Annotated in this window: 22 protein-coding genes; 11 read left to right on the top strand and 11 right to left on the bottom strand. The window is 68.5% G+C overall.

The features are described from left to right. The 4 genes from ACT3UN_RS15090 to ACT3UN_RS15075 all read left to right on the top strand — a co-directional run. Positions 1-1,733: cytochrome c biogenesis protein ResB (locus ACT3UN_RS15090; RefSeq protein WP_444657480.1), on the top strand; the 1,733-nt coding region annotated here is incomplete at its 5' end. Between the two features lie 88 nt (positions 1,734-1,821). Next, positions 1,822-2,937 carry a c-type cytochrome biogenesis protein CcsB gene (ccsB, locus tag ACT3UN_RS15085; protein WP_301443316.1) on the top strand — a complete coding sequence of 372 codons (1,116 nt, stop codon included), beginning with the start codon at positions 1,822-1,824 and terminating at the stop codon, positions 2,935-2,937. Between the two features lies 1 nt (position 2,938). Further along, entirely contained in the window at positions 2,939-3,991 is a 1,053-nt protein-coding gene (rfbB, locus tag ACT3UN_RS15080; protein ID WP_441582119.1) for a dTDP-glucose 4,6-dehydratase, read from the top strand. A gap of 200 nt (positions 3,992-4,191) precedes the next feature. Further along, positions 4,192-4,893, top strand: a complete 702-nt coding sequence (locus tag ACT3UN_RS15075) for a hypothetical protein (RefSeq protein ID WP_444657479.1) — start codon at positions 4,192-4,194, stop codon at positions 4,891-4,893. A gap of 35 nt (positions 4,894-4,928) precedes the next feature. On the opposite strand, the gene acuI is transcribed toward ACT3UN_RS15075, so the two are convergent. Then, complete coding sequence (gene acuI, locus ACT3UN_RS15070) at positions 4,929-5,918, bottom strand: acrylyl-CoA reductase (NADPH) (protein ID WP_444657478.1); 990 nt, start codon at positions 5,916-5,918, stop codon at positions 4,929-4,931. An 85-nt stretch (positions 5,919-6,003) separates the two neighbouring features. Continuing rightward, positions 6,004-6,663 carry an acrylate utilization transcriptional regulator AcuR gene (gene acuR / locus ACT3UN_RS15065; protein WP_444657477.1) on the bottom strand — a complete coding sequence of 220 codons (660 nt, stop codon included), beginning with the start codon at positions 6,661-6,663 and terminating at the stop codon, positions 6,004-6,006. Between the two features lie 119 nt (positions 6,664-6,782). Between acuR and ACT3UN_RS15060 the strand changes: the two genes are divergently transcribed. Further along, complete coding sequence (locus tag ACT3UN_RS15060) at positions 6,783-7,595, top strand: hypothetical protein (protein ID WP_444657476.1); 813 nt, start codon at positions 6,783-6,785, stop codon at positions 7,593-7,595. A 36-nt stretch (positions 7,596-7,631) separates the two neighbouring features. On the opposite strand, the gene ACT3UN_RS15055 is transcribed toward ACT3UN_RS15060, so the two are convergent. Both ACT3UN_RS15055 and ACT3UN_RS15050 read right to left on the bottom strand, forming a co-directional pair. Then, positions 7,632-8,912, bottom strand: coding sequence for a fatty acid desaturase family protein (locus ACT3UN_RS15055; protein WP_444657475.1), 1,281 nt, complete (start codon positions 8,910-8,912; stop codon positions 7,632-7,634). 74 nt (positions 8,913-8,986) lie between these two features. Beyond that, the gene (locus ACT3UN_RS15050; RefSeq protein ID WP_441582125.1) at positions 8,987-10,117 is read right to left on the bottom strand and encodes a flavin reductase family protein; all 1,131 of its coding nucleotides are present in this window, start codon (positions 10,115-10,117) and stop codon (positions 8,987-8,989) included. A 116-nt stretch (positions 10,118-10,233) separates the two neighbouring features. On the opposite strand from ACT3UN_RS15050, the gene ACT3UN_RS15045 reads away from it, so the two are divergent. Together ACT3UN_RS15045 and rfbA are read left to right on the top strand one after the other, a co-directional pair. After that, a complete protein-coding gene (locus ACT3UN_RS15045; protein ID WP_301442309.1) occupies positions 10,234-10,905 on the top strand; it encodes a dTDP-4-dehydrorhamnose 3,5-epimerase family protein in 672 nt (223 codons plus the stop codon). Beyond that, positions 10,905-11,780, top strand: a complete 876-nt coding sequence (gene rfbA, locus ACT3UN_RS15040) for a glucose-1-phosphate thymidylyltransferase RfbA (protein WP_301442308.1) — start codon at positions 10,905-10,907, stop codon at positions 11,778-11,780. Before ACT3UN_RS15045 ends, rfbA begins: the two co-directional genes overlap by 1 nt. 34 nt (positions 11,781-11,814) lie before the next feature. Here rfbA and ACT3UN_RS15035 read toward each other — a convergent pair whose 3' ends face one another. Next, positions 11,815-12,270, bottom strand: a complete 456-nt coding sequence (locus tag ACT3UN_RS15035) for a hypothetical protein (protein WP_444657474.1) — start codon at positions 12,268-12,270, stop codon at positions 11,815-11,817. Between the two features lie 179 nt (positions 12,271-12,449). Here ACT3UN_RS15035 and ACT3UN_RS15030 point away from each other — a divergent pair, with 179 nt between their 5' ends. Further along, positions 12,450-12,860 (top strand): DUF4229 domain-containing protein, encoded by a 411-nt coding sequence (locus tag ACT3UN_RS15030; protein WP_444657473.1) that lies wholly within the window; start codon positions 12,450-12,452, stop codon positions 12,858-12,860. A 118-nt stretch (positions 12,861-12,978) separates the two neighbouring features. Here the strand turns inward: ACT3UN_RS15030 and ACT3UN_RS15025 are convergent, their stop codons facing one another. From ACT3UN_RS15025 to ACT3UN_RS15000, 6 genes are all read right to left on the bottom strand, one after another. After that, on the bottom strand, positions 12,979-13,860 hold the full coding sequence (locus ACT3UN_RS15025; RefSeq protein ID WP_444657472.1) for a 1,4-dihydroxy-2-naphthoate polyprenyltransferase: 882 nt from the start codon (positions 13,858-13,860) through the stop codon (positions 12,979-12,981). A gap of 48 nt (positions 13,861-13,908) precedes the next feature. Then, positions 13,909-15,132, bottom strand: coding sequence for an AMP-binding protein (locus ACT3UN_RS15020; protein WP_444657471.1), 1,224 nt, complete (start codon positions 15,130-15,132; stop codon positions 13,909-13,911). Between the two features lie 31 nt (positions 15,133-15,163). Further along, positions 15,164-15,535: a hypothetical protein gene (locus ACT3UN_RS15015; protein WP_444657470.1), complete on the bottom strand. Its 372-nt coding sequence runs from the start codon at positions 15,533-15,535 to the stop codon at positions 15,164-15,166. A gap of 179 nt (positions 15,536-15,714) precedes the next feature. Next, positions 15,715-16,011, bottom strand: coding sequence for a hypothetical protein (locus ACT3UN_RS15010; protein ID WP_444657469.1), 297 nt, complete (start codon positions 16,009-16,011; stop codon positions 15,715-15,717). 3 nt (positions 16,012-16,014) lie between these two features. Continuing rightward, on the bottom strand, positions 16,015-17,433 hold the full coding sequence (locus ACT3UN_RS15005) for an inorganic phosphate transporter (RefSeq protein ID WP_301442303.1): 1,419 nt from the start codon (positions 17,431-17,433) through the stop codon (positions 16,015-16,017). Positions 17,434-17,795: 362 nt separating this feature from the next. Next, entirely contained in the window at positions 17,796-18,740 is a 945-nt protein-coding gene (locus ACT3UN_RS15000; protein WP_444657468.1) for a 1,4-dihydroxy-2-naphthoyl-CoA synthase, read from the bottom strand. A gap of 22 nt (positions 18,741-18,762) precedes the next feature. Between ACT3UN_RS15000 and ACT3UN_RS14995 the strand changes: the two genes are divergently transcribed. The 3 genes from ACT3UN_RS14995 to ACT3UN_RS14985 form a co-directional block, all read left to right on the top strand. After that, positions 18,763-19,815, top strand: coding sequence for an o-succinylbenzoate synthase (locus ACT3UN_RS14995; protein ID WP_444657467.1), 1,053 nt, complete (start codon positions 18,763-18,765; stop codon positions 19,813-19,815). Between the two features lie 48 nt (positions 19,816-19,863). Then, on the top strand, positions 19,864-22,194 hold the full coding sequence (locus ACT3UN_RS14990; RefSeq protein WP_444657466.1) for an excinuclease ABC subunit UvrA: 2,331 nt from the start codon (positions 19,864-19,866) through the stop codon (positions 22,192-22,194). A gap of 174 nt (positions 22,195-22,368) precedes the next feature. Continuing rightward, positions 22,369-23,761 (top strand): alpha-glucosidase (locus ACT3UN_RS14985; protein ID WP_444657465.1); only part of this gene is annotated, 1,393 nt, incomplete at its 3' end.

Here is a 23,761-nt window from a genome sequence, read left to right as displayed (position 1 = left end):
GGCTCCTGCGTCTGCCGAAACGGGCCTGGCAATGGCTGACCCGTATGCGGACGGCACTGGTCCTGCTGTTCCTGCTCGCCCTCGGCGCCCTTCCCGGTGCCATACTTCCGCAGCGGTCGCTGAACGAGGGCAACGTCACGGAGTACATCGAGAACAACGGTCGGGTCGGCGAGATCTACGACAAGCTGGGACTGTTCGACGTCTTCAGCTCGCCGTGGTTCGCCGCCATCTACGTCCTGCTGTTCCTGTCGCTGATCGGCTGCATCCTGCCGCGCACGTGGGACCACTACAAGGCGCTGAAGACGCGCCCGCCGTCGGCGCCGAAGCGGCTGACCCGGATGCCCAACTTCGTGGAGGGTACGGTCGACGCCCCGGCGGAGGACGTGGAGAAGCAGGTGTCCCGTCGTTTCGCGAAATGGCGTGGCGGGGCGACCGAGGCCTCCGAGGACCGGGCGGGGAAGTGGTCCTTCGCCGCCGAGCGTGGTTACATGCGCGAGGCCTCGAACCTCGTCTTCCACCTCTCCCTGGTCGGGATCCTCATCACCGTGCTGCTGGGGCGCATGGTCTACTACGAGGGCCAGGTCATCGTGATCGCCGGCACCGACTCGCCGAGCTCGGAGTTCTGCAACTCCGCGGTCGCGAACTTCGACTCGATGCGTTACGGCCCCCTGTTCGACGGCACCACGCTGACCCCGTTCTGCGTGAACGTGAAGAACTTCGAGGCGGAGTACGAGGCCACCGGACAGGCCACCAGCTTCTCCTCGGACATCGACTTCGCCGAGGGCGAGGACGCGATGCTGCCCACCGACGAGTGGGACAAGGAGCAGTTGCGGGTCAACCACCCACTCAACGTGGACGGCGACCTGGTCTACCTCCAGGGACACGGCTACGCGCCGACGTTCACCGTGAAGTGGCCGAACGGTGAGACCCGTACCGAGACCATCCAGTTCCGTCCGGACGACCTGACGTACTTCCTGTCCTCCGGTGCGATCAAGATGGACCCGCCGGCCGGGATGTACGACGACCTCTACGACCGCCGCCAGAACCAGTTGGCGATCCAGGGCCTGTTCGCCCCGACCGCAGAGTTCTCCGGTGAGAACGACGCCCTGCTGACCTCCAGCTTCCCGGCCATGAACGATCCGGCGGTCGCCATCGACATCTACCGTGGCGACACGGGGCTGGACGCCGGTACCGGCCAGGACATCTTCTCGCTCGACTCCACGCAGATGCACAGCGGTGCCCTGCAGAAGCTGGACCGCGTCAACCTCATGGAGGGCGAGTCGGTCACCCTGGACGACGGCACGGAGATCAGCTTCGACGGTGCCCAGGAGTTCGTGAACCTCCAGGTCAGTCGCGATCCCACGACCCCGTTTGTTCTGGGCTTCGCCCTGCTGATGCTGATCAGCCTGGTCGGTTCACTCACGATCAAGCGCCGCCGCTTCTGGGTGCGGGTCACCGACAACCAGGACGGCACCACGTCGCTGCAGATCGCCGGGCTGGCCCGTACGGACTCCGCCGGCTGGGGCCGTGAGTTCAACCGTGTCGCCGAGGAGCTGCTGCACCTCGAGGACGAGGAGCTGGACGAGGAGTTCGACCAGACGGACAGCGAGTGGGAGGACTGGGAGGACGAGCTCGATCGCGAACTCGCCCGCGAGAAGGCCGAGGGTGAGCTCGCCGACCCGGCCGAGCCCACTGAGACCGGGGACACGGAAGACCGTCCTGAGGAACGCTAAACCCCAGTTCACTTTTGGTTTTGGCTAGTAGAGCGCAGTAACGTGGGCCGAGATACGGTCCAGTGACTATCGACGGAGGAAACGACGGATGGACATCCATGACGTCAACGAGGGCTTGGCGAATTTTTCCGACCTGGCCTATGCCACGACGGCAGGGCTGTACCTGGTCGGTCTCGCCATCTCCCTCATCTTCTACGGGATGCTCCGTTCCGCCACCGAAGCCAGGCGTGAGCGGGCGCGGATCCTGGGCGAGGGCAAGGCGGAGAAGCAGAAGGTCGCCGTCTCCGCCGGGGCCGGTAGCGCCAGCGACGAGGCGGGCGCGGGCACCGACAAGGACGCCGCTGACGGCGGATCCCACGACGTCTCCGGAATCGCGACGGGTTCTCTGTCGGAGGACGAGCTGCCGCCGCGGTTCCAGGTCGAGTCCATCCGGGCAGGGTTCCGCCGTGCGGACCGTTGGGGTGGCATGGCCCAGGCCGTCATCTGGCTCGGTGTGGCGATGCACATTCTCTTCCTCGTGATGCGCGGGCTTGCCGCGGAACGCTTCCCGTGGGGCAACCTCTTCGAGTACGTCTCCGTGGTCTCGGGTGTCTCGATGGTCATCGCCTGCTACGTCCTTCGCCGCAAGGCGATGCGTGTGCTGTGGCCGTGGATCCTCACCCCGATCCTGGTCCTGATGTTCTACGCGGGCACCGAGCTCTACGCCGACGTCGCGCCGCTGGTTCCGTCGCTGAACTCCTACTGGTTCGTCATCCACGTGTCCACGGTGTCGATCGGTGGCGGCATCGGTCTGGTCTCCGGTATGGCCTCGCTGCTCTACCTGCTCCGTCGTGCTCAGCCGAAGGGCCAGGAGAAGGGGTTCTTCGGCGCCATCGCGACCCCGCTGCCGGACGCCTCCAAGCTGGACGCCCTGGCCTACCGGGCGGCGATCTGGACGCTGCCGGTGTTCGGCCTCGGTGTCATCTTCGGCGCCACATGGGCACACTTCGCCTGGGGCCGCTTCTGGGGCTGGGACCCCAAGGAGACCGTCTCGCTGATCACCTGGCTGCTCTACGCCGCCTACCTGCACGCCCGCGCGACGCCGGGCATGCGCGGCAAGCCCGCGGCGTGGATCAACGTCCTGGCGTTCGCCACGATGGTGTTCAACCTGTTCTTCATCAACATCGTCATCTCGGGTCTGCACTCCTACGCCGGACTGAACTGACATGACGCGAACCCCCGACCGCCGGATCACCAGACTGCTGGTGACCGGCGGTGCCGGTTTCATCGGCTCCAACTTCGTCCGGCTCACCCGGCTCACCCGGCCGGACGTGCAGGTCACCGTCCTGGACTCGATGACCTACGCGGCGAACCCGGCCAACCTCGCCGGCCTGGACGGTGTGCGCCTCGTCGAGGGTGACGTGTGCGACGCCGCCCTGGTCGATGAGCTGGTCGCCGGGCTGGCCGTTCCCGGTCAGGAGGCGGGCGGGGCCGCGGTGGTGCACTTCGCCGCGGAGAGCCACAACGACAACGCCCTGCGGGACCCGCTGCGTTTCGTGCGCACCAACACCGAGGGCACCGGTGTGCTCGCCGAGTCGTGTGTGCGCCACGGTGTGCACCTGCACCACATCTCCACCGACGAGGTCTTCGGCGACCTGCCGTTGGACGGCGACGACCGCTTCACCGTGGACACCCCGTACGCACCGTCGTCGGTGTACTCGGCGTCCAAGGCGTCCGCCGACCACCTGGTCCGCGCCTTCGTGCGCAGTCACGGCCTGAGCGCGACGATCTCGAACTGCTCGAACAACTACGGTCCGCGCCAGCACCCGGAGAAGTTCCTGCCGAGGCAGATCACCGGGCTGATCGAGGGGGAGACCCCGCGCCTGTACGGCGCCGGCGACAACGTGCGCGACTGGATCCACGTCGACGACCACAACCATGCGGTGTGGGCGATCCTGGACCGTGGGGTGTCGGGGGAGACCTACCTGATCGGTGCGGACGGGGAACGCTCGAACCGGCAGTGTGTCGAGGCGTTGCTCGAACTCTTCGGTCGGGACGCCGGGGACGTGGTCCACGTGACCGACCGTCCCGGGCACGACCGCCGCTACGCGATCGACCCGTCGTCGATGAGGTCACTGGGCTGGGAGCCTCGCTACACCGACTTCTCGGCGGGACTGGCGGCCACCGTGCAGTGGTACCGGGACAACCGGTCGTGGTGGGAGGTCAGCCGCAAGGACGCCGAGGTCACCTACCGGGAGGCCGAGGAGATCCTCGACTGATCTGCCGACAGTCGGCGGTACGGGGGTGGCGTCCGGGGGGATCGGAAGTGTGCTGTGAGCTGGGACACTCTTGTGGTGGGGGATTGTTCCGGAGCAATTGCTCCAGAGTGTCCTTTCGTGAAAACAAATAAGGGTAGGTTGACCGATGTAAGCCTCCACATGCCCCCACCCGGCGCCACACCGGGGAAAGGGCCACCAGCATGACCACGTCACGAGTCGTCACCGTCCCCTCCGCCCGCCGTACCTGGCGCACGATGCTCAACACCGGCGCTGCGGTGCCCCGTCTGGCCTGCGCCAAGCCCTGCGACGGCTACCAGGTCGGCGACGAGGCGGTCGTCCTGCCGGGCCCGCCGGCCGACTTCGAACTCACCCTGCCGGACTCCACGCTGACCCACGGTCAGACCGCCGAGGTGCTCACCCGGCTGCCCCACGGCCCCACGCTCTACTGGGAGATCGCCACCGGCTGCTCCCATACCGTCCCGCCGGAGGACCTCGACCTCGGCCGCAGTTTCGCCGTCGGGGTGAACCCCGCGCCGGAGGAGGTCGACCACTACATCCTGACCCCCTACGAGATCACCTTCCTCGGTGACGGAGGCGACGGCAACCCGGTCGTCCAACCCGCCGTCGCCGTGCCGGTGCTGATCGCCACCGACGCCGACGGCAACGCCGTGGAGCCGCTGCTCTACTCGGCGGAGCTGCACTGCGGTGTCGAACCGTCCGACATGGTCCCCGGCGTCCTCGACGAGCTGGTCGAGGGTAGGACGTACCGCGGTGCGGTGCTGGGTTGCGTGCGCAAGGACGGTTCCGGTGCCGCGCGCAAGCCGGTCGGCGTGCGCTTCCTGTTCCAGGCCGAGGGCTCCGACCTGGATCCCCTGCACGGCGGGCGCGTCGTCTGGCGCTGAGGGGGGCGCCGTCCTCCCGCGGCGCCGCCGGGCCGTCAGAACTTGTCGACGTCCACGACCACGCGTCCGCGCACCTTGCCGTCCAGGAGCCGCTGGGCGGCGGGGACGGCCTCGTCCAGGCCGACGTCCTTGGTGATCATCGCCAGCTTCTCCGGGTCCAGGTCCTCGCCCAGCCGGCGCCAGGCCTCCAGCCGGTCCTCGATCGGGCACATCACGCTGTCGATGCCGGCCAAGGTCACGCCGCGCAGGATGAACGGTGCCACCGATGCCGGCAGGCCCATGCCCGCGGCAAGGCCGCAGGCGGTGACGACGCCGCGGTACTTCGTCCCCGCCAGCACGTTCGCCAAGGTGTGGCTCCCGGCCACGTCGACGGCGCCGGCCCAGCGTGCCTTCTGCAGCGGCTTTCCGGCCCCGGAGAAGTCCGACCGGTCGAGGATCTCCGATGCGCCGAGGTCCTTCAGGTACCGGTTCTCGTCGGGTCGGCCGGTGATCGCCACCACGGTGTACCCCAGCTTCGCCAACACGGCGACAGCGACGCTGCCGACCCCGCCGGAGGCCCCGGTCACGGCGATCTCGCCCTGGTCGGGCGTGACACCGTGGCGCTCCAGGGCCATCACGCACAGCATGGCGGTGTAGCCGGCGGTGCCGATGGACATGGCCTGGGCGGGAGTGAAGTTGTCGGGGAGCGGCACGAGCCAGTCGCCGTTGACCCGGGCCTTCTGGGCCAGTCCGCCCCACCGGCGTTCCCCGACGCCCCAACCGTTGAGGACGACCCAGTCGCCCTCCGTGTAGTCGGCACCGCCGTCAGTGTGCTCGACCTGGCCGACGAAGTCGATGCCGGGCACCATCGGGAAGTCGCGCACGATCTTGCCGTTTCCGGTGATCGCCAGGGCGTCCTTGTAGTTCATGCCCGAGTGGCTCACGCGGACCGTGACATTGCCGTCGGGCAACTGCTGTTCGTCGAGTTCGGCCAGTCGTGCGCGGTAGCCGGCGTCGTCGTTCTCGATCAGTACACCTGTGAACATGGCGGGTGCTCCTTGCTGGGCGGGGAAGGGTTCGCCCGCCAATATTAGACCGATCGTCTATGAAATTCGACGGTTGGTGCGAAACCTATGCATCCTCCGGCGGTACGCGCAGGCCAGCGAGGTAGAAGCGCCGGAAGATCCTCAACGGCTCCGCACTACGGTGGAGCTTGGCGTGCAGTACCGCGCCCTCCCAGCCGATCCAGAAGGCCTCCGCCGCCTGACGGCAGTCGACCCCGTCGGGGATCTCACCGTTGTCCTTGGCGGACGTCAGACATGCGGCGACCCGGGCCTGCCATCCGGCGAGGACATCGACGATCTGCGCGCGGTAGGCCTCGGGAAGTGCGTTCATCTCCTGGCCGAGGTTGCCGATCACGCAGCCGCGCCGGTAGGAGTGGCGTTGCATGCCTGCCTCGGCATCCGCGCAGAAGGCGTCGATGCGGTCGAGGGCGGGGACGGACCCGTCACCCAGGTGGCGGTCGAGCTTGCGGGTGAAGTAGCGGTCGTATTCGACGATGACCGCCGCCCCGAAGGCTTCCTTGCTGTCGAAGTAGGCGTAGAAGGAACCCTTCGGTACCCCGGCGGCGGTGAGGATCTCCTCGATGCCGGTCGCGCAGTAGCCTTTCTCGGTCAGGGCGACGACACCTGTGCGGCACAGGAGGTCGCGGGTGTCCTGACGTGCGCTCTCCGACTTCCGCGGACGGCCACGTTTCCGGGGTCGGGTGCTGGTAGGTGGGGTCTCGGTCATGGGGGTGCGTGCTCCGTCGGATGAGAGGTGGGTCGAGGTCGCAGGGGCTACGAAGGGGTCACCTCAGGCTAGGCGACGCCGCCGTCTCGGTGGGTACCCCCTGCACTATCCTCGGGAGTATGACTGTTTCGCTGCCATCGATGGTGCCGTCGACCTGGAAAAGGGTGCTGGTCACCGCGCTCACCGTCCCTGTTCTTGCCGTCACCGGATGCTCCATCGGTGAGGACGGCGGCGACAGCGACGAGGCGGCGACCTCCGACGTCGTCGAGGAGGACACCGACGAGAGCGAACTCATCGCGGGCCTGGATCTCGGGGACGCACCGAAGGGCTTCCGTCCTACGGAGCCGGGCACGGAGCTCGATCTCGACGAGCCGGCCTACGTGGTCACCCGCCAGGCCGCTGGCGACGGTGGTGGCGAGACGGACGTCGCGTCGGACGCACCGCTGCAGTTCTGGAAGGTCACCGCGCTGAGATCCAGTGTGCTGGACGCCGACGAGGTCGCGGTGGGCGACGGGGCAGACGACGTCGACCATTTCCTGTGCCTGCCCTACGAGGTGGAGTTCCTCGGGGCAGGGGAGGGCGCCGACCTCGTCGCCCCGGTGCCGTACCCCTCCGATGACGCGGGGACCGCGGCCAACCTCGTCGAACGCGCTGAGCCGTCGGTGTGCGGTGTCGACGAGGAGGATATGCTGCCCGGCGACATGAACGACGTCGAGGTCGGCACCACCTACTCGGGGTTCGGCCTGAGCTACGTCGACAAGGAGCGCACCCGCGGCATCAACCCGACCGGGATGGCGTTCGCCTACGACCTCGGCGAGACCGCGGAGACCGTCGGCGGCAACGAGAACACTGCGAATACCGAGAACACCGAGAGCTCTGCGGTCACCGACGTCGAGGACCTCGACGGCACCGAGCCGATCCGCTGGAGCTGACCACCGGGACCGTCCGTGACGGTCCGGGAGGGCGACCTACGCCAGGAACTTCGGGCGGGCCTTCTTCAGCAGTTTGAGGCCCTTGCTCAGTTCCTTGTGTCCGGTCTGCTCGGCGATGTCCGGGTTGGAGCTGAATGCGGCGTCCGACCGGACCTCCGGGGCGTTGGAGGCGTCCGCACGCAGCATGGAGTTCGGCAGGGAGAGCTTCATCAGCGTGCGCTGCACCTGCAGGAGCTGCTTGGGGAAGCTGTCGGTGTTGTAGGGCAGCCCGTACTCGTTGGCGATGGTCTCCACCTCCTTGCTGATCTCGGCGAGGTGGTTGGACGGCATGTCGGGGAAGAGGTGGTGCTCGATCTGGTAGTTCAGGTTCCCGGACAGCACCGAGAGCACCGGGCCGCCACGGAAGTTCGCGGAGCCGAGCATCTGACGCAGGTACCACTCGTCCTGCGTCTCCTCGGCGAGGGTGCGGCGGGTGAAGGTCTCCACGTCGTCGGGGAAGTGGCCGCAGAAGATCACGGCGTACGCCCACACGTTGCGGGTGAGGTTGGCCATGACGGCGGTCTTCAGCGCCGCCGCCGCACGGCGCTTCGCCCCGGCGGCGCGCGACAGCTTCACCCCGTCCTTCGACCCGGGGAACAGGAAGCCGGTGGCCGCGGCGATGGCGGGGAAGCCGACGTAGTCCTTGCCGAACTGGCGTCCGGTCTTGGCGACCGCGGCGATCAGCCGGGGCTTGGTCTCCTCCCAGCTCTGGCGTCCGGTGAAGTAGCGGCCCAGTTCCACGTCGTAGAAGCCCACGGCCACCTCGAAGAGGCTGGCGAGCACCACGTTGATCAGCGGCTGGAACAGTGCCTGCGGGGTCCACTTGCGGTCGCGGGTCACGCGCAGGATGCCGTATCCCACGTCGTTGTCCATGCCGATGATGTTGGTGTAGGTGTGGTGCACCACGTTGTGGGAGTGCTTCCAGCCGGAGGAGGGGCCGGTGTTGTCCCACTCCCAGGTGGAGGAGTGGATCTCCGGGTCGTTCATCCAGTCCCACTGGCCGTGCATCACGTTGTGGCCGATCTCGAGGTTCTCGAGGATCTTCGCCAGCCCCAGCATCAGCCCGGCGGGCACGGCCACGTTGGAGGAGGTGGACGTGGCGATGCGTGCGATCAGGTCGAGGGCGCGCTGGGCGCGGATGAGGCTCTTGATGTAGTCGGAGTCCTTGGTGCCCAGGGACTCGCGGTGGGCTTTCTCGATCGCGGCGAGGCGGCGGCCGATGTCGCGGACGTCGTCGTCGGACAGGTGGGCGTAGGCGGTGATGTCCTGGACTGCCATGGGTGCTCCTCAGGGGTGGGTCGGCAAGGGGTCGGCAAGGGGTCGTGCAGGGGGTTCGGGCGGGGTTGTGCCGGTCAGCTGCTGGCGATGTGGAGGTATCCGGAGGGGACGCTGCAGCAGGTGCGCACCTGTTCGCCGGGGCCGTAGGTGGCGCCGTCGCGCAGGTCCACGGCGGTGCCGTCGGTGATCGGGGCGACGCAGGTGCGGCAGATGCCCATCCGGCAGCCGTGGACGAGGTTGACCCCGCAGTTCTCCGCGGCGTCGAGGATCGTCGTGGAACCGGTGGACTCGGTGGTCACGCCGGAGTCACCGAACTCGATGGTCCCGCCGAGGTCGGCGGCGTCCGGTCCGGTGCCGGCGCTGCCGGAGGCGGCGCCCTGGGCGTGGAAGGTCTCGGTGCGGGTGCCGGGCATCGCCTCGGTGAGGGACTCCAGCAGCGGGCCGGGACCGCAGGCGAAGGTCTCGCGCGCCGCCCAGTCGGGCACGGCCGTCGTGACGTCCTGCGCACTCAGGCGGCCACGCCGCGAGGAGTCCCAGCCGATGAGACGGTAGGACGCCTCGTCGGCGTCCAGGGCGTCCAGCGCCTCGAGCTCGTCGGCGAAGGGCGACGGCGGACGCGCACCGCGTTCGCTGTGCACGTGCACCACGTCCGGCCAGGTCTGCGGCGTGCACTCCTCGCGTAGCCAGCGCAGCATCGACATCACCGGGGTGATGCCGGCGCCGGCGGTGACGAAGAGCAACCGCTCCGGCAGCGGCGACGGGAGGTGGAAGTCACCGCCGGGGGCGGACAGGCGGATGATCTGGCCCACGTCGGCGTGCTCGGCGAGGTGGCCGGAGACCATGCCTCCGGGCACCGGCTTCACACTGACGGTCAGGGTGCGGCCACGCCCGTGCCCGGAACGCACCGGTGCATTGGTCAGCGAGTAGCAGCGCCACCGCCACCGTCCGTCGATCTGGAGGCCGAGGCCGATGAACTGCCCGGCGTGGAAGGCGCCGCCCATGCCCGGGCCCGGGGAGATGGTCAGGGTGGTGTAGCCGCCGTGGCGGGTCACCCCGAGGATCCGTCCGCGGATCTCCCGGCCACGCAGCGGGTCGAAGAGACCGGCGTAGTCGGTGGGGGTCAGCGGGGTCGTCAGTTTGCGGAGGGCAGGCGTGAGCGGTTTCGTGGCGCGGGCCACGACCTTCCCGAGTCGCGCTTTGTTCATCACAGCGATATTACAGACAGAAAGATATATGTTCCAAGATAAAGGAGCTGTGAATATCCTGGTGTACCCCTGTCGGCGACGCGGCGCCGCCGGCGGGGGCCGTTACAGTGGTGGGCATGACTGACATCTCCGACCTCGAGATCCCCGGTGCCTGGGTCGCCGAACCCCGCATCTTCGGCGACGACCGCGGAACCTTCCACGAGTGGTTCCGCGCCGACGTCGTCGCCGACAAGCTCGGCCACCCCTTCGACATCCCCCAGGCCAACCTCTCGACGTCGCGGGAGGGCGTGGTGCGCGGCGTGCACTTCGCCGACGTGCCCCCCGGACAGGCCAAGTACGTGACCTGCGTTGCAGGACGCGTCGTCGACGTGCTCGTGGACCTGCGCCGCGGATCGCCGACGTTCCTGCAGCACGTGGCCGTGGAACTCTCCGCGGAGAACCGACGCGGGGTCTACGTGCCGATCGGGGTGGGCCACGCCTTCGGCGTGCCCGCCGGTGCCGGCCAGGCCACCGTGAGCTACCTGGTCTCCGAGGGCTACGACCCGGGCGCCGAGCACGCGGTCAGCCCGCTGGACGCCGGGATCGGCATCGACTGGGCGTCCCTCGGCGTGCAGGAGATCGTCCTGTCCGACAAGGACCGCGAGGCCCCGACGGTCGCCGACGTGGAACGCGGCGGCGTTGACGGGGTCGTCCTGCCGTCCTGGAACGAGTGCCGCGGCTGGGAGAAGGAGCTGCGTCTGGCGTGGGAGCAGGCCCAGCAGGACGCGGAGAACTGGGAGGGCGAGTGATGCGCGGCATCATCCTCGCCGGCGGCACGGGGTCCCGGCTGCGGCCCATCACCCTGGGGGTCTCCAAGCAGCTCGTCCCGGTGTACGACAAGCCGATGATCTACTACCCGCTGAGCACCCTGATGCTCGCCGGCGTCCGGGAGATTCTGGTGATCACCACCCCGGAGGACAACGACCAGTTCCGCCGCCTGCTCGGCGACGGATCCCAGTTCGGCGTGGAGATCACCTACGCCGTGCAGGACGCCCCGAACGGGCTGGCCGAGGCGTTCATCCTTGGCGCCGACTTCATCGGCGATGAACCGGTCGCCCTGGTGCTCGGCGACAACATCTTCTACGGCGCGGGCCTGGGATCCCAGCTGCGCCGCTTCCACGACGTGGCCGGCGGGGCGATCTTCGCCTACTGGGTCGCCGACCCGACCGCCTACGGTGTGGTGGACTTCGACGCCGACGGTACGGCGACGTCCCTGGAGGAGAAGCCGACCGACCCACGGTCGAACTTCGCGGTGCCGGGGTTGTACTTCTACGCCCCGGACGTGGTGGACGTGGCCCGGTCGCTGGAGCCGTCCGCCCGAGGCGAGCTGGAGATCACCGACCTCAACCGTGCGTACCTGGAGCGCGGCGACCTGCAGGTGGAGATCCTGCCGCGGGGGACCGCCTGGCTGGACACCGGCACCGTGGACAACCTCATGGCCGCCGGGGACTTCGTGCGCACCATCGAGGAACGTCAGGGCTTGAAGATCGGGTGCCCGGAGGAGGTCGCCTGGCGGATGGGGTACCTCAGCGACGACGACCTCGCCGAGCGCGCGGGGGCCCACGGGGCCTCGGCCTACGCCTCGTACCTGTTCACGCTGCTGAAGCGGGGCAAGGAGAACTGACGGGGGCTGGCAGGTGCGGGCTGGTCAGGCCCAATTAGGCGCCAGCCTCGCCGTCCTTCTTCTCCTGGGAGCCGTTGGAGCCGGGCTTGTGCTCGGGTTTGTTCTCTGGCTTGTTCTCGGGCTTCTCCGTGGAGGGGTCCTGGGCGGTCGGGTTCTCCGTTTGCTTCTCCGGAGACTTCCCGGTCTCGCCGGCGTCCCAGTGCTCCCCGCGCCGGGCGCGTTCCACCGCCTCCTGCTCACGCTTCTCCGCCTCACGCTGGGCCTTGAAGCGTTCCTTCTTGATGTTCCAGAGGAAGTCGGGGTCGTCGTCCGGGCCCTTCGCGCCCGCGCCTCCGGAACCCTTGCCGCCCCGGTTCTTCTGGATTCCCAGCGGCGGGAACTGGCTCTTCTGCGATCCCCCGGGTGCGTTGTTCCAGGTCTTCGGACCGAATGCCTTCCACAGCACGATGACCGTGACGATCACGAGCACCACGAGTATTACACGTCCCATTGTTGTCGACCTCCTGTCGGCGTAGGGGTGGTCGGTCGCCGGACCGACACGTCCCTCCATGCTAACCACCTGGGGACACAGAGTCGATCGGCGGGTGTGAATCACATTCATCCCGGTCCGGCGGTGCGGGGTCCGCAGGGTTTTGGGGGCGTGCTGCACGGGGTCGTAAGGTGGGGGACGTGGAAGACAGGGATATCAGGGACACTAGGGACACCGACGACACGGTCGACTCGGTCGACACCGACAGCGCCGAGAACACCGGTACCTCCGGTACCGCCGACGCCGACCTGAACCCCGGCAAGCTGCCCGCCGGCGCCTGGCGCGACATCGCCCTGTACGGCCTGGCCCGGGTGCTGGTGTTCGTGGTGCTGACGGTGGTCATCCAGTCGGTGGCGATCCTGATGGGGATGGGGCAGTCGTTCCCGCTGCTGATGAGCGCGCTGCTGGCCCTGATCGTGGCCCTGCCGCTGTCGATGTTCCTGTTCCGTAAGCTGCGGCTGCGCGTGAACGAGCAGATCGCGGTGCGCGACGCGGGTCGTCGGGCCCACAAGGAGCAGATGCGTGCCCAGCTCGAGGAGCGCCTCGACTGAGCGTGCCGCGCCGTGAAAGGCCCGGGCAGACAGCAACCCCGGAGGTTGGGTACGACCAACCTCCGGGGTTGCTGTCTCTGGGGCCCGCCCAGGAATGGGCCCGGACCCGCCCGGGGCGTCAGCTCAGCAGCATCGCGATGAACATCGCCGCCGACCAGACGAGCATCCCGCGGCCGGTCAGCCCCAGCACCGGGATCAGGTCCTTGCCCTGCGCGCCCTTGACCACCGGTAGGGAGGCGACGAACAGCAACGGCACGGCGACGAGCGCGATGAGGGCGGCGATGCCTGCGGCGGACACCGCCACGGTCACCACCACCGACACCGCGACGAGCACCACGTAGAGCACCCGGGTCGCACGGTCGCCGAGGATCACCGCCAGCGTCGTCTTGCCGGCCTCCCTGTCGGTGGGGATGTCACGCAGGTTGTTGACCAGGTTCACCGAGGCCGACAGGCTGCCGACGCCGACCGCCAGCAGCAGTCCCACCCAGCTGACCGTGCCGGACTGGGTGAACTCCGTGCCGGTCACCGCCACCAGGCCGAAGAAGACGAACACGGCGACCTCGCCCAGCCCCCGGTAGCCGTAGGGGTTCTTGCCGCCGGTGTAGAACCAGGCGCCGAGGATGCACAGTGCGCCGATGAGGATCAGCCACCAGGCCGACATCAGCGACAGGACGATACCGGCGACCCCGGCCACGGCGAAGCTGAGGAAGGCGGCGTACTTCACCCGCTCCGGCGGCACCAGGCCTGACCCGGTCAGCCGCAGTGGGCCGGTGCGGTCGTCGTCGGTGCCGCGGATGCCGTCGGAGTAGTCGTTGGCGTAGTTCACTCCGATGATCAGTGCCATGGCGACCACGCCGGCGAGTACCGCGCGGATCCAGGAGGCCTGTCCGTCGTACACGGCGGCGGCGGTGCCGGCGAGCACGGGGGCGACGGCGTTGGCCCAGGTGTGCGGGCGGGCTCCGGTCAGCCAGTCGTCGGCGGTGGCGGTGTTGTGGGACAAGTCGATCTCCTGACGGGCGCGTGCGTCACCGGTTGCTTCCGGTGTCTCTCAGCTCCTCAGCCTAGTCCGCATCTGCGCGTGCACGGCCCGCCGGTCGACCTTGCCTGGTCCGGTGGCCGGCAGGGCGGACGTGGTGAGGACGCGACGGGGGATGAGGTGGCCCGCGGTGCCGGCCGCCTTCAGTGCGGCGCGTACCTCGTCGGTGAATTCGGCCGCGGTGGCCTCGGACTCCACGAGTGCGACGACGGCCTCGCCGAGGTCGTCGTCGGGCAGTCCGACGACGCACGAGCGGTACCCGATGGCGGAGAGCACGGCCTCGACCTCTTCGGGGAGGATCTTCAGTCCGCCGCTGTTGAGTGCCCCGTCGGCGCGTCCGCGCACGGTGAGCACCCCGTCCTCCACCGCGCCGAGGTCACTGGTGCGGAAAGTGCCGGTGGCGGGGAAGGCGTCCTGCTCCGTCGCACCGTCGACGTTGCGGTAGCCGTCGGCGACGGTCGGCCCGCTCAGCAGGATGCGCCCGGAGGCCTCCTCGATGGTGGCGACGGTGCCGGGGATCGGTTCACCGTCGTAGACCACGCCGCCGGCGGTCTCTGAGGAGCCGTAGGTCAGCACGATCGGCACGCCGTCCTGCCTGCACCGTGCCACGAGCTCCGGCGAGGTCGCCGCCCCGCCGACGAGGATCGCGGCGTACTCGCGCAGCGCGGCGAGAGCGCGGGAAGTGTCGGCGCCGTCGGTGTCGTCGGTGCCGTCGAGCAGACGGTGCAGCTGCGTCGGCACCAGGGATGTGTGCAGGTCCTCCCCGGGATGGCGGTCGCGCAGGTCGGCGGTGGCGCGCACGAAGCCGGCCGCGGTGAACGGCCCGTCGCCGTCCATCACGGTGGGGGAGTGGCCGGCGTGCAGGCTGCGCAGGATCACCTGGAGTCCGGCGATGTGGTGCGGCGGCAGGGCCAGCAGCCAGGGTCCGGGTGCGGTGCCGAAGCGTGCACGCAGGTAGGACGCCGTGGCGTCGGCGGAGGCCAGGAGGTTGGCCGCGCGCAGGCGCGCGCCTTTCGGCAGGCCGGTCGAGCCGGAGGTGCAGGCGATCAGCGTGCCCGGGGCCTCGTCGAGTGTGACGTCCGCGACGCGCATGGCGTCCTGCAGGTCCGTCGCCGCGCGGGCGTCGGGCGGAACGGGGAGGACAGCGCGGCGTCCGGCGAGCACGTCCTGCAGGACAGGCAGTGCGGCGGCGACGCTGGCGGTGTTCAGGGCGACGGGCAGTGCTTCGAGCTTCACTGCTCCAACGCTACGCCGCCGTGGTGCCCGCTCAGGCGAGCAGGCCGAAGGAGGCGACGTAGGAGCAGGCGGCGGACGCCTCGGCGTCGGTCGGGTGGCGGCCCTCCAGGGCGCGGAAGGTGTAGCGCACCTCGCGCGGGGTTGCCGGGGTGCGTCCCTCGTCGATGAGCAGGGCGAGCACGTCGGTCGAACCAGTGCCCACGCCCAGGTCGGACGGGGAGAACGCGCGGGTGTTGGGGCCGGTGTCCTCGCGGCGCACGGTGCGCGGCAACGTCATGGTGCAGGATCCGGGAAGGACGCCGAGCACGGTGTTGTCGATGAAGGCCTGGTCTCCGGAACTGGGGCGGCGGTACCAGTCGAAGAGGCTGACCAGTCGCCGGGTGATGGATGTCGTGGACGGCACGGGATTCACTTCCTTCAGGCAGGTAACCGCCGTTGTGGCGGGGGGAACAGAGGACGACGTTCGTCGATCTACCCAAGATGGTAGATTCAAACAATGGGAGACGTCAAGTATTATCTCTGTTTCTCCTGCGTGAAGGGGATGTTGCCCCGTCCAGAATGTGGCTGTGGCGGTGCCTGCCGTCAGTGCCCGCCGCCGGTGGTCGCCGTCCCGAAGACGTCCCAGCCGAAGGTGGAGTAGATGCGGCCCTGGGTGACCCACATCAGTCCGACCAGGATCGCCAGGGCGATGAGGGCGAAGATCACCATGGCGGCGGAGCGGCGCCACCCGGTGTTGTGGGTGACGGTGCTGTCGGCGCCGTCGGCACCGTCGGCGGCGGGCACCCAGAGGCGGATTCCCACGCCGAAGAGGATCGGCAGGCCGGCGCCCAGCACGAGTCCGGCGATGGTGACCTGGAGCAGTGACTCGAGGATGGTCATGATCTAGTTCTCCTGGCTGGTCGGGTGTCCGGCGGAGGTGTCGAGCACGGAGGCGGGGTCGCCGCGTCCGATCCCCGGGTCCCCGGCAGCGTCGGTGGGGGCCGCGGCGGCGTCGGCGGAGCTTGCGCCGGAGCCGGCCAGGGCGTGGACGAGGGTGTCGTTGTCGGTGGCTGCGGGGGCCCCGGGCTCGGCAGCGTCAGCGGCGCTGGCGGCGTTGGTGGCGGCGGTAGCGTCCGCGGCGGTGGCGGCGTCCTCGGGGGACAGGCCGTGCTCGTCCCAGTCCTCGTTGACGTTGTCGGCGTGCACCGGCTGCTTACGCGCCTTGTACACGATCAGGCCTACACCGATGGCCAGGATCAGGAAGGAGAACAGCGAACCGACGGCCATCGAGGTGGCCTCGGCGACCAGGTTGGACGCCGACCACACCAGCCAGGACGCGGCGGCGGCGAGCGGCAGGGTGGTGACCCAGGCGATGGCCATGCGTCCGGCGACGCTCCAGCGGACCTTCGCACCGGGCTTGCCGACACCGGAGCCCAGGATCGAGCCGGTGGCCACGTGGGTGGTGGACAGCGCCATGCCCATGTGCGCGGAGGTCAGGATGATCGCGGCCGAGGAGGTCTCGGCGGCCATGCCCTGCGGGGAGGTGATCTCCACCAGGCCCTTGCCCAGGGTGCGGATCACGCGCCAGCCGCCGGCGTAGGTGCCCGCGGCGATGGCGATGGCACAGCTCGCGGTGACCCAGAAGGGCATGTCCGCGGCGGCGTCCAGGTTCCCGCTGGCGACGAGGGCGAGGAAGATGACGCCCATCGTCTTCTGCGCGTCGGAGGTACCGTGCGCCAGGGCGACCAGGGAGGCGGAGCCGATCTGGCCGAGGCGGAAGAGGTTGTCGCGCTCGCCCTCGCGGGTGCGACGGGTGAGCTTGAAGACCCCGGCGGTGCCGACGGCGGCGACTAGCCCGGCGATCACCGGGGCGGCCAGCGCCGGCACGATGATCTTCTGCAGGACGCCGTCCCACACCACGCCGGAGACGCCGAGGGCGGCGATCGCCGCGCCGATCAGGCCGCCGAACAGGGCGTGGGAGGAGCTGGAGGGGAGCCCGAAGAGCCAGGTGAACAGGTTCCAGAGGATGCCGCCGATGAGACCGGCGAAGACCACGAGCAGAAGCTTGTCGGCCTCCGCGACGACGCTGAGGTCGAAGTCCTCCAGGTTCACGATGCCGTTGGCGACGGTCTTGGCGACCTCCACGGAGAGGAACGCTCCGACGAGGTTCAGCAGGCCCGCGAGGGCGACGGCCGTCTTCGGCTTCAGGGCTTTGGTGGCGATGGAGGTGGCCATCGCGTTGGCGGTGTCGTGGAAACCGTTGGTGAAGTCGAACGCCAGGGCGGTCCCGATCACGAGCACGAGGATGAGAAGCTCAGTCACACCTAGAAATATCCCGCTTATCGGCGCAAACGTCTACTCCCCGGACGTCGACGGGGGTATTAAATGGGGGTATATTGTATTCACTTAAGCGGGTCGGACAGGCGGCATAACCGCAGGTCGTGGAAGCGGTCGTATTCACCGCGAATGACGGAACAGGTAAACAGTGGGTGAATTCAAGGGAAAATCGGAAAGTGTGCTACCGGAGTGACCTGCGGAATGAATCCGGGGCTGGACTGATCGTTGACCCCGCCCATCATCGCCCCTGTTCTCGCAGGACGCTGACCTCCGGCTCCCCGGATTCACAGGTGGCACTCAGGTACCGGTGCCGGGCTGTGCCGTCCCCCGGCGGGCCCGGCGCCCCGTCAGTAGTAGTAGGGGAACTCGTCCCACCGCGGCGCCCGCTTCTCCAGGAAGGAGTCGCGGCCTTCCACGGCCTCGTCGGTCATGTACGCCAGGCGGGTGGCCTCCCCGGCGAAGACCTGCTGGCCCATGAGTCCGTCGTCGGGCAGGTTGAAGGCGAACTTCAGCATGCGCTGCGCCGTCGGGGACTTGCCGTTGATCTCGCGCGCCCACTGCACCGCGGTGTCCTCCAGCTCGATGTGGTCGGCGACCTCGTTGACCGCGCCCATCTGCATCATGCGCTCGGCGGAGTAGGAGCGTCCCAGGAAGAAGATCTCGCGGGCGTTCTTCTGGCCGACCTGCTTGGCCAGGTAGGCCGAGCCGTAGCCGGCGTCGAAGGATCCCACGTCGGCGTCGGTCTGCTTGAACATGCCGTGCTCGCGCGAGGCGATGGTCAGGTCGCACACCACGTGCAGGCTGTGTCCGCCGCCGGCGGCCCAGCCGTTGACCACGGCGATGACGACCTTCGGCATCGTGCGGATCAACCGCTGCACCTCGAGGATGTGCAGGCGTCCGCCCTCGGCCTTGACGCGGGCCTCGTCGACCTTGTCCGCGGTGGCCTCGGTGACGTCACCGTCGTGCTCGGTGGCGTACTGGTAGCCGGAACGGCCGCGGATGCGCTGGTCGCCGCCGGAGCAGAACGCCCAGCCACCGTCCTTCGGGCTCGGCCCGTTGCCGGTCAGCAGGATCGTGCCCACGTCGGCGGAGCGCCGTGCGTGGTCGAGCGCGCGGTAGAGCTCGTCGACGGTGTGCGGTCGGAAGGCGTTGCGCACCTCGGGACGGTCGAAGGCGATGCGCACGATGCCGTTCTCGCGTCCTTCACCGGCGTGCCGGTGGTAGGTGATGTCGTCGAAGTCGAAGCCGGGGACCTCGCGCCACTGGGAAGGGTCAAAAGGATTGTCGCTCATGGGACCATCGTAGGGTGTGGTCATGCTGCCTCACGCCCTTCCGTCCCTTTCCGAGCTCACCGACCGGGCCCGCGTGGTCACCTGCCCGCTGCGTGTGCCCTTCCGCGGGGTCACCGAGCGCGAGCTGATGCTCCTCGAGGCACCGTCCGGCTGGGTCGAGTGGTCGCCGTTCCTGGAGTACGGGGCCCCGGAGGCCTCCCGCTGGCTGCGTAGCGCCGTGGAGCTCGGCTGGGGTGAGGTGGCCGAGCCCACCACGGGGTCAGTGGAGGTCAACGCCACGATTCCCGCGGTGGACGTCTCGGTCGACCCGGAGGCCGTGCCGCGCCTGCTGGAGCGTTACCCCGGGTGCACCACCGTGAAGGTGAAGGTCGCCGAGAAGGGACAGACGCTGGAGGACGACCTGGCGCGGGTGCGCGCCGTGCGCGAGGCGCGTCCCGGCATCGCCGTGCGGGTCGACGCCAACGCCGGCTGGACCGTGGACGAGGCCTTCGAGGCCGCGACCGCGCTGACCGACCCCTCGCGCGGTGGCGGGCCCCTGGACTACGTGGAGCAGCCGTGCGCCACCGTCGCCGAGCTCGCCGAACTGCGCAAGCGCCTTGGCTCGCGCGGCATGATGGTGCGCGTCGCCGCCGACGAACTCATCCGCAAGTCCACCGACCCGATGGCCGTGGTGCAGGCCGGGGCCTGCGACGTGGCCGTGCTCAAGGCCGCGCCGCTGGGAGGGGTGTCGCAGGTCCGCGCGATCGCCGAGGAGGTCGGACGCTTCGGCGTGGCCGTCACCGTGTCCTCCGCCCTGGAGTCCGGGGTGGGCATGTACGCCGGCATCCTCGCGGCGGCGACGCTGCCGGGCTACACCGACGACGACGAGATGACCGTCGTCCCGCAGGCCGCGGGCCTGGCCACCGGCTCGCTGTACGCCGAGGACGTCTGCGCGCCGCGGCAGATCGTGGACGGACGCCTCGCCGTGGAACCGCTGACGCCCGACGCCGACCGGCTCGACGCCCTGGCGTCCTCCGCCGAGCGCCGCGACTGGTGGTTTGAGCGCCTCGCGGCGTCCTACCGGCACCTGGGGTGAGCCGTAGCGAGGTCGGCCCACCCCGCGCCTTCGGCTATAAAGGGGCCAATGAGCGACAGCCACGACACCATCCACGTCCGGGGCGCCCGGGCGAACAACCTCAAGAACATCGACGTCGACCTGCCCAAGCGCAAGCTCACCGTGGTCACCGGCGTCTCCGGGTCCGGTAAGTCCTCGCTGGTGTTCGGTACCGTCGCCGCGGAGTCGCGCCGGCTGATCGACGAGACCTACAGCGCGTTCATCCAGGGCTTCATGCCCAGCCTGCCGCGACCGGACGTGGACGTCCTGGAGAACCTCTCGCCGGCCATCATCATCGACCAGGAACGCATGGGCGCGAACTCACGCTCCACCGTCGGCACCGCCACCGACGCGTCCTCCCTGGTGCGGCTGCTGTTCAGCCGCCTGTCGCAGCCGTACGTCGGCGCGTCCGGCCACTTCTCCTTCAACCTCCCCGAGGGCTGGTGCCCGACTTGTGAGGGCACCGGCGTGGGCGCCACGCTGGACCTGTCGGCATTCCTCGACGAGTCGAAGTCGCTGAACGAGGGCGCGATCGACGCGCCGGGCTTCGGCGTGGGGGACTGGTACTGGTCGTCCTACGCGAAGAACCCGCGCCTGGACCCGGACGTCCCGGTCGCCGACTTCACCGAGGAGCAGCGCGAGTTCTTCCTGTACGCCCCGGCGCAGAAGATCAAGGTCCCGAAGGAAGACAAGGACGCCAACGGCGGATTCTCCACCCTGAGCTACGACGGGCTGGTCACCCGCATCCGCCGGCTGTGGATCGACCGTGACACCCCGCCGAAGCAGAAGCAGATCGTGAACTTCGTGGAGCGCATCAGCACCACCGGCCCGTGCCCGGACTGCCACGGCACCCGCCTCAAGGAGGCGTCGCGCACGGCCACCGTCGCCGGACGCACCATCGGCGAGTGGAACTCCACGCAGGTCACCGAGCTCCGCGAGCTCGTGCTGGCGCTGGACGCCGAACCCTCGGTGGCACCCGTGCGCACCAACCTGCTCGGCATGCTCGACAACCTGGTGGACGTGGGCCTGGGTTACCTCAGCCTCGACCGCCCGGCGGGCACCCTGTCCGGCGGTGAGGCGCAGCGGGTGAAGATGATCCGCCACCTCGGGTCGTCCTTGTCGGACGTCACGTACGTCTTCGACGAGCCGACCATCGGGCTGCACCCACACGACATCGACCGGATGATCGACCTGCTGCGCCGCATCCGCGACAAGGGCAACACCGTGCTCGTCGTCGAGCACAAACCTGAGGTCATCGCCGCCGCCGACCACGTGGTCGACGTCGGGCCGGGCTCCGGCGACGCCGGCGGCGAGATCGTGTTCGCCGGCACCTACGAGGGTCTGCGCGGGGCGGACACCGTCACCGCGCGTTCCCTGGAGCGTGGCGTGAGCCTGCGCGGACACGTGCGCGAGGCCACCGGCACGATCGCGCTGCAGCACGTCAACGACAACAACCTGAAGGACGTCTCGGTCGACGTGCCCCTCGGCGTGCTCAACGTGGTCACCGGCGTGGCGGGGTCGGGCAAGTCCTCGCTGGTGCACGGCGGGCTGACCGGCAGGGACGGGGTCACGGTGGTGGACCAGTCCGGGATCCGCGGCTCGCGCCGCTCCACCCCGGCGACCTACACCGGTCTGCTCGACGACGTGCGCAAGCTCTTCGCCCGGGCGAACAAGGCCGCCGGGGCGACACCGGCGCACTTCAGTCCGAACTCCGAGGGCGCGTGCCCGGTGTGCAACGGCCTCGGCGTGGTCTACACCGACCTGGCGATCATGGCGGGGGTGTCCACCCCGTGCGAGGAGTGCGGGGGACGCCGCTTCCGACCGGAGGTCCTGGAGTTCACCCTGGCCGGACGCACCATCAGCGACGTACTGGACATGACGGTGCGGGCCGCCCGCGAGTTCTTCGCCGGGGAGGTGAAGGCCAGTGCGGGTTCGCGCAGCGTGGTGGCGGTGCTGGAGCGCCTGGCCCAGGTGGGGCTGGGGTACCTGCGCCTCGGTCAGCCGTTGAACACGCTCTCCGGCGGCGAGCGCCAGCGCCTGAAGCTGGCGGCGAAGATCGGTGAGGGGCTCAAGGGTGTGGACGGAAAACACGTCATCGTGCTCGACGAGCCGACCTCGGGCCTGCACCTCGCGGACACCGGCACGCTGGTCACGATGATGCAGTCGCTGGTCGACGACGGCTACAGCCTCGTCGTCATCGAGCACAATATGGCGGTCATGGCACAGGCCGACCACATCATCGACGTCGGCCCCGGGGCCGGCCACGAGGGTGGGCAGGTGGTGTTCACCGGCACGCCGGCGGAGCTGGTGGATGCGACGACCCTCACCGGACGCCACCTCGCCCGCGCGGTGGGCAAGTAGATCCGGCTGTGGTCGCGGGGAGGCCGGCCGGCCCCGGAAAAATTTTCATCCGCTGAAAACCTGACCGGGTTTCGGAAAACTGGAGCGTAATCGCTGGTAGCACTAGTGGTTCGACGTGTCGTGGATAACAATTGGGCTCCCAAAGAGAGCAACACGACCCGAGAGGACCCCGCGATGGAACGACAGTGGTGGCACGACAAGACCGCCTACCAGATCTATCCGAAGAGCTTCCGCGACAGCGATGGGGACGGCATCGGCGACCTGCGAGGAATCATCGAGAAGCTGGACTATCTCGAGGACCTGGGCGTCGAGATCGTCTGGATATCGCCGTTCTTCCCCTCACCGCTCGTTGACCAGGGGTATGACGTCTCGGACTTCTACGGGGTGGATCCCGTCTTCGGAACGATGGACGATATGGATGAGCTCCTCCGGGAGGCACGTCAACGCAACATCCATATTCTGATCGATATCGTGTTGAATCACTGCTCCGATCAGCACGAATGGTTCCAGGAGGCACTGCGAGACCTTGAAGGTCGCTACGCAGACTACTTCTACTTTGTGGAGCAGGCACCCGACGGCTCCGCACCGAGCAACTGGCGTTCGACCTTCGGGGGCAGTGTATGGGAGAAGGTCGAGGGTACGGACAAGTACTTCCTCCACATCTTCGCCAAGGAGCAGCCCGACCTCAATTGGGAGAACCCCGAGGTCCGCAAAGAGATGAAGAGCATGATGCGGTGGTGGCTCGACCGCGGTGTCTCAGGATTCCGGCTCGACGCGATCGCCAACCTCAAGAAGGACCTCGACTGGAAGTCCTTCCCGCCGGACCGCGATGACGGACTCGCGAGCAAGCAGAAGATGGTCGACAGCGTCGATGGCCTCGAGGACTTCTTCCAGGAAATCAAGGACGATGTCTTCGAACCGTACGGTGCCTTCACCGTGTCCGAGCTGAGCAGCTATCCTGCCGCTGGCCTGGGGGAGTACATCGGCGATGGCGGCTACTTCTCCACCATGTTCGACCTGAGCACGGACTCGATGGAGGTGAGCGGCAAGGGTTGGTACGACCGGAGTCCGGTGACCGCGAACAACTACCGCCGCGCGATCTTCGAGAGCATTCGTGAAGTAGAAGGCACCGAGTTCAAGGCCAACATCATCGAGAACCACGACGAACCGCGTGGGGTGAGCAACTACATTCCCGAGGGCGACGTCGACGACTACAGCAAGACCATGCTCGCCGGGATCCTCTTCATGCGGCCCGGAATTCCGTTCATCTACCAGGGTCAAGAGATCGGGATGGAGAACCCATCTTTCGCTTCGATCGACGACTACGACGACGTATTCACCCACAATGAATACCAGGTCGCTATCGATGCCGGACACGACCCAGAAGAAGCTCTGAACCTAGTTGCCAAGTACAGCAGGGACAATTGCAGGACTCCAATGCAATGGTCCGGCGACGAAGGTGCAGGATTCACCACCGGGACACCGTGGCTGCACGCGAGTGGAAATCAGCGCAGCATCAACGTGGCATCGCAGGTCGATGACCCGGCGTCGGTCCTGTCGTTCTACC

This window comes from Corynebacterium sp. AOP12-C2-36 (assembly GCF_052379185.1).
Taxonomy (GTDB): Bacteria; Actinomycetota; Actinomycetes; order Mycobacteriales; family Mycobacteriaceae; genus Corynebacterium.
The sequence above is the reverse complement of the archived record's forward strand: the minus strand, read 5'-3'. Positions and strand labels throughout refer to the sequence as shown.

What these genes read in the sequence shown, in the direction of transcription:
- ACT3UN_RS14995 (WP_444657467.1), top strand. Translation starts at nt 18,763, where the DNA reads ATGCTGCCTCACGCCCTTCCGTCCCTTTCCGAGCTCACCGACCGGGCC.
- ACT3UN_RS14990 (WP_444657466.1), top strand. Translation starts at nt 19,864, where the DNA reads ATGAGCGACAGCCACGACACCATCCACGTCCGGGGCGCCCGGGCGAAC.
- ACT3UN_RS15045 (WP_301442309.1), top strand. Translation starts at nt 10,234, where the DNA reads ATGACTGACATCTCCGACCTCGAGATCCCCGGTGCCTGGGTCGCCGAA.
- ACT3UN_RS15000 (WP_444657468.1), bottom strand. Translation starts at nt 18,740, where the DNA reads ATGAGCGACAATCCTTTTGACCCTTCCCAGTGGCGCGAGGTCCCCGGC.
- rfbA (WP_301442308.1), top strand. Translation starts at nt 10,905, where the DNA reads ATGCGCGGCATCATCCTCGCCGGCGGCACGGGGTCCCGGCTGCGGCCC.
- rfbB (WP_441582119.1), top strand. Translation starts at nt 2,939, where the DNA reads ATGACGCGAACCCCCGACCGCCGGATCACCAGACTGCTGGTGACCGGC.
- acuI (WP_444657478.1), bottom strand. Translation starts at nt 5,918, where the DNA reads ATGTTCACAGGTGTACTGATCGAGAACGACGACGCCGGCTACCGCGCA.
- ACT3UN_RS15055 (WP_444657475.1), bottom strand. Translation starts at nt 8,912, where the DNA reads ATGGCAGTCCAGGACATCACCGCCTACGCCCACCTGTCCGACGACGAC.
- ACT3UN_RS15035 (WP_444657474.1), bottom strand. Translation starts at nt 12,270, where the DNA reads ATGGGACGTGTAATACTCGTGGTGCTCGTGATCGTCACGGTCATCGTG.
- ACT3UN_RS15075 (WP_444657479.1), top strand. Translation starts at nt 4,192, where the DNA reads ATGACCACGTCACGAGTCGTCACCGTCCCCTCCGCCCGCCGTACCTGG.
- ACT3UN_RS15060 (WP_444657476.1), top strand. Translation starts at nt 6,783, where the DNA reads ATGACTGTTTCGCTGCCATCGATGGTGCCGTCGACCTGGAAAAGGGTG.
- acuR (WP_444657477.1), bottom strand. Translation starts at nt 6,663, where the DNA reads ATGACCGAGACCCCACCTACCAGCACCCGACCCCGGAAACGTGGCCGT.
- ACT3UN_RS15010 (WP_444657469.1), bottom strand. Translation starts at nt 16,011, where the DNA reads ATGACCATCCTCGAGTCACTGCTCCAGGTCACCATCGCCGGACTCGTG.
- ACT3UN_RS15050 (WP_441582125.1), bottom strand. Translation starts at nt 10,117, where the DNA reads ATGAACAAAGCGCGACTCGGGAAGGTCGTGGCCCGCGCCACGAAACCG.
- ccsB (WP_301443316.1), top strand. Translation starts at nt 1,822, where the DNA reads ATGGACATCCATGACGTCAACGAGGGCTTGGCGAATTTTTCCGACCTG.